Genomic DNA, 14,761 nt, shown 5'->3' with positions numbered 1-14,761 from the left:
TGCTGCTGTAAGTGTTGTCTTACCGTGGTCTACGTGACCGATTGTTCCAATATTTACGTGGGGTTTATTTCTCTCGAATTTTTCCTTTGCCATTGCAAATTCCTCCTTAAAATATATCAATAAATTTAAAGACTTTTTTCAGTCATTATTATAACCTATAAATATCACAATATCTATATTTATATTGTAGTTTACTTATAAATACTTATATTAATAAGTGTTTGGTGTTACCTTTATGTAACACCAAACAAACTATTTACTTCTATTTCCAGCGATTTGTTCTTGTATGCTCTTTGGAACTTCTTCGTAGTGATCGAATACCATTGCGTAAACACCTCTACCTTGAGTTCTTGATCTTAATGATGTTGCATAACCAAACATTTCAGCTAATGGAATAAATGCTCTAATTACTTGAGCTCCATTTACTGAATCCATACCTTCTAGTCTACCTCTTCTTGAGTTAACGTCACCTATAACGTCTCCCATGTATTCTTCAGGTACAGTTATTTCAACCTTCATCATTGGTTCTAATAATACTGGATCTGCTTTAGCCATAGCATTCTTAAATGCCATAGAACCAGCAATCTTAAACGCCATTTCTGAAGAATCGACTTCATGGTAAGATCCGTGTACTAACTTAACCTTAAAGTTAATAACATTGTATCCAGCTATGTTACCTGTTAAAGCTGCTTCTTGAATACCTGCATCGATTGCTGGAATGTATTCCTTTGGAATAGCTCCACCAACAACAGCATTTTCAAATGAATATTCTCCTTCAGTTGGTTCCATTTCAATTACAGCGTGACCGTATTGTCCTTTACCACCTGATTGCTTAGCATACTTAGCTTCAGCCTTAACAGCCTTCTTAATTGTTTCTTTATATGAAACTTGAGGTGCACCTACATTACACTCAACTTTGAATTCTCTTTGAAGTCTATCAACAATAATATCTAAGTGAAGTTCACCCATACCTGCGATAATTGTTTGACCAGTTTCTTGATCAGTCCAAGTCTTGAAAGTTGGATCTTCTTCTGCAAGCTTAGCTAATGCTAACCCCATCTTTTCTTGACCAGCTTTAGTCTTTGGTTCAATCGCAATGTTGATAACTGGTTCTGGGAATTCCATTGATTCAAGAATTATTGGATTATTTTCTGCACATAGAGTATCTCCAGTTGTAGTATTCTTTAATCCTATAATTGCTCCTAATTCACCAGCTTCTAGTGATTCAACTTCTTCTCTATGATTAGCATGCATTTTAACAAGTCTACCAATTCTTTCTTTCTTACCCTTAGTTGAGTTAAGAACGTAAGAACCACTTTCTATTATACCAGAGTAAATTCTAGCAAAAGCAAGCTTTCCTACGAATGGGTCAGTAGCAATCTTGAATGCTAATGCTGATAAAGGCGCTTCATCTGAAGCTTCTCTTGTAGCTGCTTCACCTTCTAAATTAGTACCTTCTACAGCAGGAATGTCTAGTGGAGATGGTAAGTATGCAACAACTCCATTAATCATTTCTTGAACACCTTTGTTTTTGTATGAAGAACCACAAATACAAGGATAAATTTCATTAGCTATTGTAGCTTTTCTTAAAGCAGCATGTAATTCATCTGCTGTTATTTCTTCACCCTCAAGGTATTTCATCATTAATTCTTCATCAGTTTCAGCTATTGCTTCTATCATAGCATTTCTGTATTCTTCAGCTTGATCTACTAAATCTGCTGGAATTTCTTCAGTTCTAACATCTTTTCCAAGATCGTCATAGAATAATATAGCCTTATTTGATATAAGATCTACCATTCCTTTAAATTGGTCTTCTGATCCTATTGGAATTTGTATTGGAACAGCGTTAGCCTTTAATCTATCTCTTACTGTTTGAACACATCTGAAGAAATCTGCTCCAGTCGCATCCATCTTATTTACATAAATCATTCTTGGTACGCCGTACTTATCTGCCTGTCTCCAAACAGTTTCAGTTTGAGGTTCAACCCCACTCTTAGCATCTAGAACAGTAACTGCTCCATCAAGTACTCTTAATGATCTTTCAACTTCTACTGTGAAGTCTACGTGACCTGGAGTATCAATGATATTTAATTCATGACCTTCCCAGAAACAAGTTGTTGCTGCAGAAGTAATTGTTATACCTCTTTCTTGTTCTTGAACCATCCAGTCCATTTGAGAAGCCCCTTCATGAGTTTCACCAATTTTGTGTGTTCTTCCTGTATAGAATAATATACGTTCTGTAGTTGTAGTCTTACCTGCATCTATATGGGCCATTATTCCGAAATTACGGAATTTTTCTAACGGATATTGTCTTGCCATTTAATTTCCTCCTCTCAACGAGTAATTATAAATTCTAGAAAACTGTTTTGGTAAAAGAACCAAAACAGTTTTTATATTAGTATCTGTAGTGAGCGAAAGCCTTATTAGCTTCTGCCATCTTGTGAGTATCTTCTCTCTTCTTAACAGCAGCACCAGTATTATTAGCTGCATCTAATAATTCTCCAGCTAATCTTTCTGCCATAAGCTTTTCTCCTCTTTTTCTAGCAGCAGCTAGTATCCATCTGATACCTAAAGTCTGTCTTCTTTCTGCTCTAACTTCTATTGGAACTTGATAAGTAGCTCCACCTATTCTTCTTGCTTTTACTTCTAGTAAAGGCATTACATTGTTCATAGCTTCTTCAAATACTTCTAATGCATCTTTACCAGTCTTTTGAGCCATAACTTCAAATGCATTGTAACATATTTTTTGAGCTACTCCCTTTTTACCATCTTCCATTATGTTGTTTATTAACTTAGTAACAACCTTTGAGTTGTACATTGGATCTGGTAATACATCTCTCTTTGCTATATGTCCTTTTCTTGGCACTTTTCTTCCCTCCTTAACATGATAATTTAAGTTCATCGGTACTCGGTACTATTTCGATACCGTAAAGTGCTAACTCCTTCATCTATATAAACTTAAGTTATAAATCTATGTAAATGCTGAAGATAAGCACTACAATTGGTTAAGAGACTATTTCTTCTTAGGTCTCTTAGCTCCATACTTTGATCTTCCTTGCATTCTGTTAGCTACACCAGCACAGTCTAATGCTCCTCTTACGATATGGTATCTAACACCAGGAAGGTCCTTTACTCTACCACCTCTTATAAGAACAACGCTATGTTCTTGTAAGTTGTGTCCTACACCACCAATGTATGCAGTAACTTCATATCCATTTGTAAGTCTTACTCTGGCAATCTTTCTTAACGCTGAGTTAGGCTTCTTTGGAGTAGTAGTCTTAACAACAGTACAAACACCTCTCTTTTGAGGACACTCCTTAAGTGCTGGAGCAGTTGAAGTTGTAACAGCTACTTTTCTTCCTTTTCTTACTAATTGGCTTATAGTTGGCATTCTTTCACCTCCTGAATTTTATTTATCTATTTAAATATAAAAAGATAAAACAAGTTAATTAAATTCATAAAGGCAAAGTAATAATTACTTTGCCTCCATGAAACATGTAGACAATCAAATCTATGTGAATCTAAAAATCACACATCTCGTATTTTATCATTTAAGCATACGCATGTCAATAAATTTGAATTGTATTATTCTACCTTTAATAAGCTGTCATCCATAGTTAAATCTTCTTCAACATCAAGCTTTACTGATCTGTATCTCATCATACCAGTTCCAGCTGGAATCAGCTTACCTATTATTACATTTTCCTTCAATCCAACAAGAGGATCAGTTTTACCCTTTATTGCAGCTTCTGTAAGTACTCTTGTTGTTTCTTGGAATGATGCTGCTGATAAGAAACTGTCAGTTGCAAGAGCAGCTTTAGTAATTCCTAATAGCGCTTGTTCTCCTGTAGCTTCTTCTCCACCAAACTCTCTTACCTTTTCATTTGCTTCTTCGAAGTCAAATATATCAATCATTGTTCCAGGTAATAGTTCAGTATCACCAGAATCTGTAACTTTAATCTTTCTAGTCATTTGTCTAACAACTACTTCTAAGTGCTTATCATTAATATCAACCCCTTGAAGTCTATAAACTTTTTGAACTTCACTAAGCAGATATCTTCTAGCACCATCTATACCCTTGATATTCATGATATCATGTGGGTTAACAGAACCTTCTGTAACTTCATCTCCAGCTTCTATAACATCATTATCGTTAACTTTTAGTCTTGATCCAAATGGAATATCATAGCTCTTTTCTTCGCCATCAGCTCCCATTACATATACAGTTCTCTTTTTCTTAGTTTCCTCTATTCTTACAGTACCACTAATTTCACTTACAATTGCAAGCCCCTTAGGTTTTCTAGCTTCAAATAATTCTTCAACTCTAGGAAGACCTTGTGTTATATCCGCACCGGCAACACCACCTGTATGGAATGTTCTCATTGTAAGCTGAGTTCCTGGTTCACCGATAGATTGAGCAGCTATTATACCAACTGCTTCACCTATGTTTATCTTCTTAGCAGTAGCCATATTCATTCCATAACACTTAGCACATACACCTATTTTACACTTACATGTAAATACAGATCTAATTTTAACCTTTTTAACTCCTGTGGCTACTATTGTTTCTGCCATTTCTGAATCAACATAAGTATCGTTATTAGCAATAACTTCTCCTGTAGAAGGGTTTATTACATCTTCTGCAAGATATCTACCTGTTAATCTTTCAGCTAAGCCTTCAACAACTTCATTACCTTCTCTAATTTCAGATACAACCATACCATCTGTAGCGCCACAGTCTTCTTCTCTTACAATTACGTCTTGAGAAACATCAACTAATCTTCTAGTTAAGTATCCTGAATCGGCAGTCTTTAAGGCGGTATCGGCATTACCTTTTCTAGCTCCGTGAGTAGATAAGAAGTATTCAAGTACATCTAGACCTTCTCTAAAGGATGCTCTAATTGGTAATTCTATAATCTTACCAGATGGACTTGCCATAAGTCCTCTCATACCAGCTAATTGCTTAATTTGTGACTTAGAACCTCTGGCACCAGAGTCAGCCATCATAAATATTGGGTTAAATTTATCAAGGCTTTCCATTAGAGTATCAGCAACTTCTTCAGTTGTCTTAGTCCATTTTTCTATAACTCTTTCATATCTTTCATCATCAGATATGAAACCTCTTTTATACATTTTTTCAATCTTTTCTATTGTTTCATCCGCATCTCTTAATAAATCATACTTTTCTTTAGGTACAATCATATCTGATGCAGCAACAGTTATAGCTCCGATTGACGAATAGTGATATCCTAAGGCTTTTATTTTATCCAACATTATCGAAGTTTCAGTTGGACCATGCTTTAAGTAACACTTATCTATTATCTTACCTAAAGATTTCTTAGTAACTAAGAAGTCTACTTCTAAGTTAAACTCTTCATCTTTATTATTTCTATCAACAAATCCAAGATCTTGTGGAATTGATTCATTGAATATTAATTTACCAACAGTAGTTTTAATTATTCCTGTTTTTTCAACTCCATCTACAGTCTTAAATAACTTTACATGTATTTTATCATGTACTCCTATTTCTTTTAACTCATAAGCCATTATAGCTTCTTCTTTTGAGTAGAAATATTTATCTTCCTTTTCTTGTTCCTTATCTATTGTTAAATAATAAGAACCAAGAACCATATCTTGAGTAGGAACACAAACTGGTTTACCATCAGATGGCTTTAATATGTTACCAGCCGCAAGCATTAAAAATCTTGCTTCTGCTTGTGCTTCTACAGATAAAGGTACGTGAACAGCCATTTGGTCACCATCAAAGTCAGCATTATATGCTGTACAAACTAATGGATGTAACTTTATAGCTCTACCTTCAACTAATACTGGTTGGAATGCTTGAATACCTAATCTGTGAAGTGTAGGAGCACGGTTTAATAATACCGGATGGTCTGCAATAACTTCTTCTAATACATCCCATACTTGTGGCATTACTCTCTCTACCATTCTCTTAGCACTCTTTATGTTATGAGCTATTCCATCTTCAACTAATTTTTTCATTACAAATGGCTTGAATAATTCAAGAGCCATTTCTTTAGGAAGACCACATTGGTACATTTTTAATTCTGGACCAACAACGATAACAGATCTACCTGAGTAGTCAACTCTCTTACCAAGTAAGTTTTGTCTAAATCTACCTTGCTTACCTTTAAGCATATCTGATAAAGACTTTAATGGTCTATTACCAGGACCTGTTACAGCTCTTCCTCTTCTTCCATTATCTACAAGAGCATCTACTGCTTCTTGAAGCATTCTTTTTTCATTTCTAACAATGATATCAGGAGCTCCTAAATCTAATAACTTCTTAAGTCTGTTATTTCTATTTATAACTCTTCTGTAAAGATCATTTAAATCAGATGTTGCAAATCTTCCACCATCTAATTGTACCATTGGTCTTAAATCTGGTGGAATAACAGGAATTACATCTATAATCATCCACTTTGGATCATTACCAGACTTTTTGAAGGATTCAATAACTTCAAGTCTTCTAATTATTCTTACCTTTTTTTGACCTGTACTTTGCTTTAACTCTTCTTTTAACTCTATAGATTGTGCTTCTAAATCTATTTCTCCTAGAAGTTGTTTAACAGCTTCTGCACCCATACCTGCAACAAAGCTTTCTTCACCATATTTATCTGCAGCTTCTCTATATTCTTTTTCATTAAGAAGTTGCTTCTTTAAAAGTGGTGTTTCCTTAGGATCAATTACTACGTATGAAGCAAAGTATAGTATTTTTTCTAAAGCTCTTGGTGACATATCAAGTATTAATCCCATTCTTGATGGAATTCCTTTGAAGTACCATATATGAGATACTGGGGCAGCCAGTTCTATATGCCCCATTCTCTCTCTTCTAACTTTAGCCTTTGTGACTTCAACTCCACATCTATCACAAACTATACCTTTATATCTTACTCTTTTATATTTACCACAGTGACATTCCCAATCCTTCATTGGTCCAAATATTCTTTCACAGAATAGACCATCTCTTTCAGGCTTTAATGTTCTATAGTTTATTGTTTCTGGTTTCTTAACTTCTCCTCTTGACCATTTTCTTACTTGCTCAGGAGATGCTAATCCTATTTGTATTGCATCAAAATTATTTAACTCAAACAAGGGTATATCCTCCCTTCAAAATTAGTGTTCGTCATTAAAATCATCTAGTACTAAATCTTCTTGTAGTCCCTCGATTTGAAAACTTTCGAAATCTTCTTCTTGTTCTGGTTCTACTTCTTCTACTGTATAGCTATCATCAATTTCCGCTTCTGGTTCAGAAGTAAATTCTTCTGTTCCTTCTATATTCACCTCTAAGTTTTCCATATCCTCATCTGCGAATTCTTTTAATTGAACTTCTTGATTTTCTTCATTTAAAACTTTAATGTCTAAGCAAAGAGCTTGAAGTTCTTTAATAAGAACCTTAAATGATTCTGGAACACCTGGTTCAGGGATATTTTCACCCTTAACTATTGCTTCATATGTCTTAACTCTACCTACAACATCATCTGACTTAACAGTTAATATTTCTTGTAATGTATGCGCAGCACCATATGCTTCTAATGCCCAAACTTCCATTTCACCAAATCTTTGACCACCAAATTGAGCTTTACCTCCAAGTGGTTGTTGTGTAACTAGTGAGTATGGTCCAGTTGATCTAGCATGAATCTTATCGTCAACTAAGTGAGCTAGCTTTAAGATATACATTATACCAACTGTAACTTCATTATCAAATGGTTCTCCTGTTCTACCATCATATAAAACAGTTTTACCATTAGCATTATAACCTGCTTTTTCAAGACATTCTTCTATATCTTCTTCAGTTGCTCCATCAAATACTGGAGTAGCTATATGCCATCCTAATTGGCTAGCAGCCCATCCTAAGTGAACTTCAAGTACCTGACCGATGTTCATACGTGAAGGAACCCCTAGAGGATTTAAACATATTTGTAGCGGTCTTCCGTCTGGTAAAAATGGCATATCTTCTTCAGGAAGTACTCTTGAGATAACCCCCTTGTTACCATGACGTCCAGCCATCTTATCCCCTACAGATATCTTTCTCTTTTGCGCAATATAAGCTCTTACAAGTTCATTTACGCCTGGATTTAATTCGTCTCCATTTTCTCTTGTAAACACTTTAACATCTACAATTATACCAGCTTCACCATGAGGAGCTCTTAATGAAGTATCTCTTACTTCTCTTGCCTTTTCACCGAATATTGCTCTTAACAGTCTTTCTTCAGCTGTTAATTCAGTTTCACCCTTTGGAGTAACCTTACCAACAAGAATATCTCCAGATCTTACTTCAGCACCTACTCTTATTATTCCTCTTTCATCGATATCCTTAAGTGCATCTTCACTTACATTAGGAATATCTCTAGTAATTTCTTCTGGTCCTAATTTTGTGTCTCTAGCTTCACATTCATATTCTTCTATATGAATAGATGTAAATACATCTTCTCTAACTAGTTCTTCAGAAATAAGCATAGCATCTTCGTAGTTATATCCTTCCCACGTAATGAATCCCATTCTGATATTTTTACCTAATGATATTTCACCTAGATCTGTTGATGGACCATCAGCTAATACTTGATTCTTAAATACTATTTCACCTTTATCAACTATTGGTCGTTGATTTATGCACATACCTTGGTTACTTCTCTTAAACTTAAGTAATTTATAAGTATCAATTCCGCCATCAATATCTCTTTTAATTCTCACTTCGTTAGCACTTACATAAGTTACAACACCAGCATTTTTAGCCTTAGGAAGTACTCCTGAGTCTACTGCTGCTTTGTACTCTATTCCTGTACCAACGATAGGAGCTTGAGTCTTTAATAATGGAACAGCTTGACGTTGCATGTTTGATCCCATCAGTGCTCTTGAGGCATCGTCATTCTCAAGGAAAGGTATCATTGCAGTAGCAACTGATACTATTTGTCTAGGCGATACGTCTATTAAATCTACATCTTCTGCTGGTACAACAAATACATCTTCCTTATTTCTTACTGTTACCTTTTTATCAACAAAGTGACCATTTCCGTCAATCGGTTCTTTAGCTTGTGCAACTAAATATTGATCTTCCTCATCTGCCGTAAAATATCTTATTTCATTTGTAATTGTATTAGTTTCTTTATCTATAATTCTATATGGTGTTTCTATAAACCCATATTCATTAACTCTTGCAAATGTTGCTAAGGAGTTTATAAGACCTATGTTAGGTCCTTCTGGAGTCTCGATAGGACACATTCTTCCATAATGAGAATGGTGAACGTCTCTAACTTCAAAACCAGCTCTTTCTCTTGATAAACCACCTGGTCCAAGAGCAGATAATCTTCTCTTGTGAGTTAATTCTGAAAGTGGGTTAATCTGATCCATGAATTGTGATAATTGAGAACTACCAAAGAATTCTTTAATAGCAGCAGCTACTGGTCTAATGTTTATTAACATTTGAGGAGTAATTGCTTCTTGATCTTGAATAGTCATTCTTTCTTTAACTACTCTTTCCATTCTTGATAAACCAATTCTAAATTGGTTTTGTAGTAATTCACCAACTGATCTAATTCTTCTATTTCCAAGATGATCAATATCGTCAACATATCCTATATTATAAGCCAATCCAATTTCGTAACTAATAGTCGCAAAAATATCATCTCTTATAATATGCTTAGGAATTAATTTATTGATATTTTTCTTGATTTCTTCTTTTATTGAATCTTCATCAGAGTAATTATCTAAAATTTCTCTTAATGTAGGGTAATGTACATATTCCTTAATGTTTAAGTCTGTTACATCAAAGTTAACATGCTTAGTTATATCAACAAAGTTATTTCCGATTACTCTTACAACTCTATCTTCCACTAAAACATCAACTGAATTTATTCCTACATTTCTAATTTCTTCAGCAATTGTTCTACTAATTTTTTGGCCGCTTTCAACCATTATTTCTCCAGTTGATGGATTAATAATGTCATTAGCAGCTATTTGATTTGCAATTCTTAAGTTTAATGCAAGTTTCTTGTTGAACTTATATCTACCTACTCTAGACAAATCATATCTTTTTGCATCAAAGAATAAAGAATCAATTAAAGATACTGCACTATCTACTGTAGGTGGTTCACCTGGTCTTAATCTTTTATAGATTTCTAATAGTGCTTCTTCTTTCGTTTTAGTATTGTCTTTTTCAATTGTTGCCTTGAATCTTTCTTCTTCTCCAAAGTAATCTAATAATTCTTGATCACTTCCAAATCCCATTGCTCTTCCTAAAATAGTGATTGGTAGCTTTCTAGTCTTATCAATTCTTACATATATTACGTCATTAGAGTCAGTTTCATATTCTAACCAAGCTCCTCTGTTTGGAATTACTGTAGAAGAAAACAGCTTTTTACCACTCTTATCTCTACTATAACTGTAATATACACCTGGAGATCTTACTAATTGGCTGACTATTACTCTTTCAGCACCATTAATAATAAAAGTTCCTTGTTCAGTCATTAATGGGAAATCACCCATGAAGACTTCTTGTTCTTTTATTTCTCCTGTTTCATTGTTCTGTAATCTTACAGAAACCTTTAGTGGTGCAGCATAAGTAGCGTCTCTTTCCTTACACTCTTCCACTGAATACTTAATATTATCCATATCAAGCTTATAGTCTACGAATTCAAGTACTAGATTACCAGTAAAGTTGCTTATCGGATTGACATCATCAAAAACCTCATGAAGCCCTTCTCTTAAAAACCACTGATACGAATCTAATTGTACTTCAATTAGATTTGGCATTTCGGTTACGTCTTTAACCTTACCAAAACTCATTCTTGTTCTTTTCCCAACTTGGACAGGATGTACCATGAATCTTCACCCCTTGTATAAACTAAAATAACCAAAAGCATAGCTTCCCTAAGGACTTTATGCTTTCGGAGAACATCATCTTTTTAGTATAGCCACATTTTTATGCACCTATACACATTTTGCCATTTTTATATACTTATCCATATTGAACAGTACATTTAATGATAGTATCATATTCCCAAATTAATGTCAATATTTTTTATTTTTTTCTTCCGTACTATTGGACAATAAAAAAGGTGCTATACAGCACCTTTTTATATTCCAAGTTAAATTACTTAACTTCTACTTCTGCACCAACTTCAGCTAATTTAGCCTTGATGTCTTCAGCTTCTTCCTTAGAAACTGCTTCTTTTAATGTCTTAGGAGCTCCGTCAACTATTTCCTTAGCTTCCTTTAATCCTAACCCAGTAAGTTCTCTTACAACCTTGATTACTTTAATCTTTTGAGATCCAGCATTTGCTAATACCACATCAAATTCAGTCTTTTCTTCAGCAGCTCCACCTGCAACTGCTGCACCTGCTACTGCTACTGGAGCAGCAGCGCTTACTCCGAATTCTTCTTCGCAAGCTTTTACTAATTCATTTAATTCTAAAACGCTCATTTCTTTTATAGCTTGAATGATATCTTCTCTTGTCATTTTAATTGCACCTCCAAAATTACTTAACACATTGTTTTGTTATTATTCAGCTGATTCAGCTTCTTTTTGATCTTTAATTGCACTTAATAAGTATGCAAGGTTTGATAAAGGAGCCTTGATACTTCCAAGAAGTTTCGCAATAAGAACTTCTTTTGATGGTATTGTAGCAAGTTGAGAAACCTTTTCTTTATCAAAGATTTGTCCTTCAACAATACCTGCTTTTAATTCAAGTTTCTTATGATCCTTAGCAAAATCATTTAAGATTCTTGCAGGAGCAGTAGCATCTTCATATCCGAATGCTATAGAAACTGGTCCTTCTAAATATTCAGAAATAGCTTCTAATCCTAATTCCTTAGCAGCTAATGTTACTAAAGTATTCTTGTATACTTTATATTCAACACCAGCTTCTCTTAAGTTCTTTCTTAATTGAGTATCTTCTTCAACAGTAAGACCTTGATAGCTTGCAAGAATTACAGATTGTGACTTTTCTAACTTTTCTTTGATTTCAGCAACCTTTGCTTCTTTCATTTGTCTGTTCTTGTTCATTACTGTGTGTCCACCTCCTCACAGTTTATAACTGCTTAATATTAATAAAGGTCTTCCCGTAGACAAGGAAGACCTAAAGTAAACATAACTAACTTTATTGGTACCTCGGTAGGTTGTTATACGTTATGCAATAGCACCTACTGTCTACGGAAATAATATTATCTTTTTAACAACACAACCGATTATAGCATCTAATTCAGTTCAAGTCAATACTATTCTAAAACTTTTACTGGGTTAATCTTAGCTCCTGGTCCCATTGTGCTTGAAACAGTTACTGATTTTACATATTGTCCCTTAGCTGCTGCTGGCTTAGCCTTAATTAAAGCTTCCATTAATGCGTGGAAGTTTTCCTTTAACTTTTCAGCACCGAATGACTTCTTACCAATTGGGCAGTGAACTATAGCAGTCTTATCAACTCTATATTCAACCTTACCAGCCTTAATGTCAGCAATTGCCTTAGCAACATCAAATGTTACTGTTCCTGACTTAGGGTTTGGCATTAATCCCTTAGGTCCAAGTATTCTACCTATTCTACCAACAACACCCATCATATCTGGAGTTGCTACAACTACATCGTAGTCGAACCAGTTTTCTGATTGGATCTTTTGAACTAATTCTTCAGCTCCGACAAATTCTGCTCCTGCCGCTTCTGCTTCCTTAGCCTTATCTCCTTTAGCAAATACTAATACTCTTACAGTCTTACCAGTTCCGTTTGGTAATACAACTGCTCCTCTAACTTGTTGATCTGCATGTCTTGGATCTACCCCAAGTCTTACATGTAATTCGATAGTTTCATCGAAATTAGCTTTTGCAGTTTTTACAGATAGCTCTAAAGCTTCTGCTGGATTGTATAAAGTATTCTTATCTATTAACTTTGCACTTTCAACATATTTCTTTCCCATAATAAGCCTCCTTTGTGGTAATAACGGCCTAGACCTCCCACGAATTTATGAATTACTCTTCGATAGTTACGCCCATACTTCTTGCAGTACCTTCGATCATGCTCATAGCAGCTTCGATTGTAGCAGCATTTAAGTCTGGCATTTTTAATTCAGCAATCTTTCTTACTTGTTCCTTTGTTAACTTACCAACCTTAGTTCTGTTTGGTACACCTGAACCGCTTTCTAATCCTAATTCTTTCTTAATTAGAACTGCAGCTGGAGGTGTCTTTAATATGAAACTAAAAGATCTGTCTTGGTATACTGTGATTACTACTGGTATTATTAATCCAGCTTGATTTGCAGTTTTAGCATTAAACTCCTTACAGAATCCCATTATGTTTACACCATGTTGACCCAATGCTGGACCAACTGGTGGTGCTGGTGTAGCCTTACCTGCTGCAAGTTGAAGTTTAATCATTCCAGTTACTTTCTTAGCCATTTGTTATTCCTCCTATACTGTGGTGATTACGGATTTTTTCAATCCTCCCACTTAATTAAAAAACATTAGTTAATAATTTATATAACTATTAAACTAACTTCTCGATTTGATTAAAATCTAGTTCGGCTAAAGTTTCTCTACCGAACATATCTACTGATGCTTTTATTTTGTGCTTTTCAGCATTAATTTCTTGCACTAGTGCAACGAAATCTCTTAATGGTCCTGATATTACTCTAACCCCTTCGCCTACTTCTAAATCAATTTCTTGTGGAAGTTCAACAATTCCCATAGATTCAATTTCTTCTTCAGTAAGCGGAACTGGCTTAGATCCAGGTCCAACAAACCCTGTCACTCCTCTGGTATTTCTTACTACATACCAAGATTCGTCTGACATTAGCATTTTTATTAGCACATAACCAGGAAACTTCTTTTTCAAAGTTACTTTTTGCTTACCATCTTTTTCTTCAATAACTTCTTCCATTGGAACTTGTATATCAACAAATAGTTCTTGAAGATTTCTATTTTCAATAGTTTTTTCAATAGTAGCTTTCACTTTGTTTTCATATCCTGAGTATGTATGTACTACATACCATCTTGCTCTTTCACTCATATTTATTCCGGTGATATCCACCTAAACCTCCCTTACTTAAGTTTCAAAATCACTTCAAAGAGGTTTTGAAAAATATAATCGAATCCGCCTATTATTACAACATAGATTAAGACGAACACAGCTACAGCAATTAATGCTTTTTTAGTTTCATTTTTAGAAGGCCAAGTTATTCTTTTAACTTCTGCCTTAACCTCTCTAAAAAACTTAAATATACCGCCTTTTTTAGCAGTATTGGATTTAACTTTACTATTGTCAGCCATTTTATCACATCCTTAAAATTGGTAAGTATGTGTCTTTACTTAAATCGCTAATTACTTAGTTTCTCTATGAAGAGTGTGCTTCTTACAGAACTTACAATACTTTTGCATTTCCATTCTGTCTGGGTTGTTCTTCTTATTCTTCATTGAGTTGTAGTTTCTTTGCTTACACTCTGTGCATGCTAAAGTTATCTTTACTCTCACGGTCTGCACCTCCAGTTATTCCTATATATTATATTTTAAGAGACAATTTCTCTTACTGTTTCAATTAATTTTGTAATTATGAGTTACTTTTCCACATTATCATAAAAGTTGTCTACTGTCAATATGGTCTTCCTTTGCAAAGGACTAGGTATTAATACCCAGTCCTAATACTTTAAACCAATTTTATATCAATTATTCTATTATGCTAGTAACAACACCTGAACCTACAGTTCTTCCACCTTCTCTGATCGCGAATCTTAAACCTTCGTCCATTGCTACTTGAGT

14 protein-coding genes and 1 other annotated feature are annotated in these 14,761 nt (G+C 34.5%); all 14 genes read right to left on the bottom strand.

Annotation, left to right across the window (positions count from 1 at the left end; genetic code table 11):
* Positions 1-93 (bottom strand): GTP-binding protein (locus G594_RS19030; RefSeq protein ID WP_034866829.1); only part of this gene is annotated, 93 nt, incomplete at its 3' end.
* Between the two features lie 159 nt (positions 94-252).
* A complete protein-coding gene (gene fusA, locus G594_RS0114160; RefSeq protein ID WP_027099182.1) occupies positions 253-2,319 on the bottom strand; it encodes an elongation factor G in 2,067 nt (688 codons plus the stop codon).
* Positions 2,320-2,395: 76 nt separating this feature from the next.
* The gene (rpsG, locus tag G594_RS0114155; protein ID WP_027099181.1) at positions 2,396-2,866 is read right to left on the bottom strand and encodes a 30S ribosomal protein S7; all 471 of its coding nucleotides are present in this window, start codon (positions 2,864-2,866) and stop codon (positions 2,396-2,398) included.
* A 147-nt stretch (positions 2,867-3,013) separates the two neighbouring features.
* Positions 3,014-3,391 (bottom strand): 30S ribosomal protein S12, encoded by a 378-nt coding sequence (gene rpsL, locus G594_RS0114150; protein WP_027099180.1) that lies wholly within the window; start codon positions 3,389-3,391, stop codon positions 3,014-3,016.
* A 194-nt stretch (positions 3,392-3,585) separates the two neighbouring features.
* Positions 3,586-7,116 (bottom strand): DNA-directed RNA polymerase subunit beta', encoded by a 3,531-nt coding sequence (gene rpoC / locus G594_RS0114145; RefSeq protein WP_027099179.1) that lies wholly within the window; start codon positions 7,114-7,116, stop codon positions 3,586-3,588.
* Between the two features lie 21 nt (positions 7,117-7,137).
* Positions 7,138-10,842: a DNA-directed RNA polymerase subunit beta gene (gene rpoB / locus G594_RS0114140; RefSeq protein WP_027099178.1), complete on the bottom strand. Its 3,705-nt coding sequence runs from the start codon at positions 10,840-10,842 to the stop codon at positions 7,138-7,140.
* 271 nt (positions 10,843-11,113) lie between these two features.
* Positions 11,114-11,479, bottom strand: coding sequence for a 50S ribosomal protein L7/L12 (gene rplL, locus G594_RS0114135; RefSeq protein ID WP_027099177.1), 366 nt, complete (start codon positions 11,477-11,479; stop codon positions 11,114-11,116).
* Positions 11,480-11,521: 42 nt separating this feature from the next.
* Positions 11,522-12,025: a 50S ribosomal protein L10 gene (gene rplJ / locus G594_RS0114130; RefSeq protein WP_027099176.1), complete on the bottom strand. Its 504-nt coding sequence runs from the start codon at positions 12,023-12,025 to the stop codon at positions 11,522-11,524.
* A 34-nt stretch (positions 12,026-12,059) separates the two neighbouring features.
* Positions 12,060-12,193: a sequence feature (ribosomal protein L10 leader region), on the bottom strand.
* Positions 12,194-12,237: 44 nt separating this feature from the next.
* A complete protein-coding gene (gene rplA / locus G594_RS0114125) occupies positions 12,238-12,927 on the bottom strand; it encodes a 50S ribosomal protein L1 (RefSeq protein WP_027099175.1) in 690 nt (229 codons plus the stop codon).
* Positions 12,928-12,979: 52 nt separating this feature from the next.
* Positions 12,980-13,405 carry a 50S ribosomal protein L11 gene (gene rplK / locus G594_RS0114120; RefSeq protein WP_027099174.1) on the bottom strand — a complete coding sequence of 142 codons (426 nt, stop codon included), beginning with the start codon at positions 13,403-13,405 and terminating at the stop codon, positions 12,980-12,982.
* 88 nt (positions 13,406-13,493) lie between these two features.
* Positions 13,494-14,015: a transcription termination/antitermination protein NusG gene (gene nusG, locus G594_RS0114115; protein ID WP_027099173.1), complete on the bottom strand. Its 522-nt coding sequence runs from the start codon at positions 14,013-14,015 to the stop codon at positions 13,494-13,496.
* A 32-nt stretch (positions 14,016-14,047) separates the two neighbouring features.
* Positions 14,048-14,275, bottom strand: a complete 228-nt coding sequence (secE, locus tag G594_RS0114110; RefSeq protein WP_027099172.1) for a preprotein translocase subunit SecE — start codon at positions 14,273-14,275, stop codon at positions 14,048-14,050.
* 51 nt (positions 14,276-14,326) lie between these two features.
* Complete coding sequence (gene rpmG, locus G594_RS0114105; protein WP_027099171.1) at positions 14,327-14,476, bottom strand: 50S ribosomal protein L33; 150 nt, start codon at positions 14,474-14,476, stop codon at positions 14,327-14,329.
* A 192-nt stretch (positions 14,477-14,668) separates the two neighbouring features.
* Positions 14,669-14,761: EF-Tu C-terminal domain-related protein (locus tag G594_RS19960; RefSeq protein ID WP_479723510.1), on the bottom strand; the 93-nt coding region annotated here is incomplete at its 5' end.

This window comes from Clostridium paraputrificum AGR2156, assembly GCF_000424025.1.
Lineage (GTDB): Bacteria > Bacillota > Clostridia > Clostridiales > Clostridiaceae > Clostridium > Clostridium paraputrificum.
Note: the sequence above shows the minus strand (reverse complement) of the source record. Positions and strands in the feature narration are given on the sequence as shown.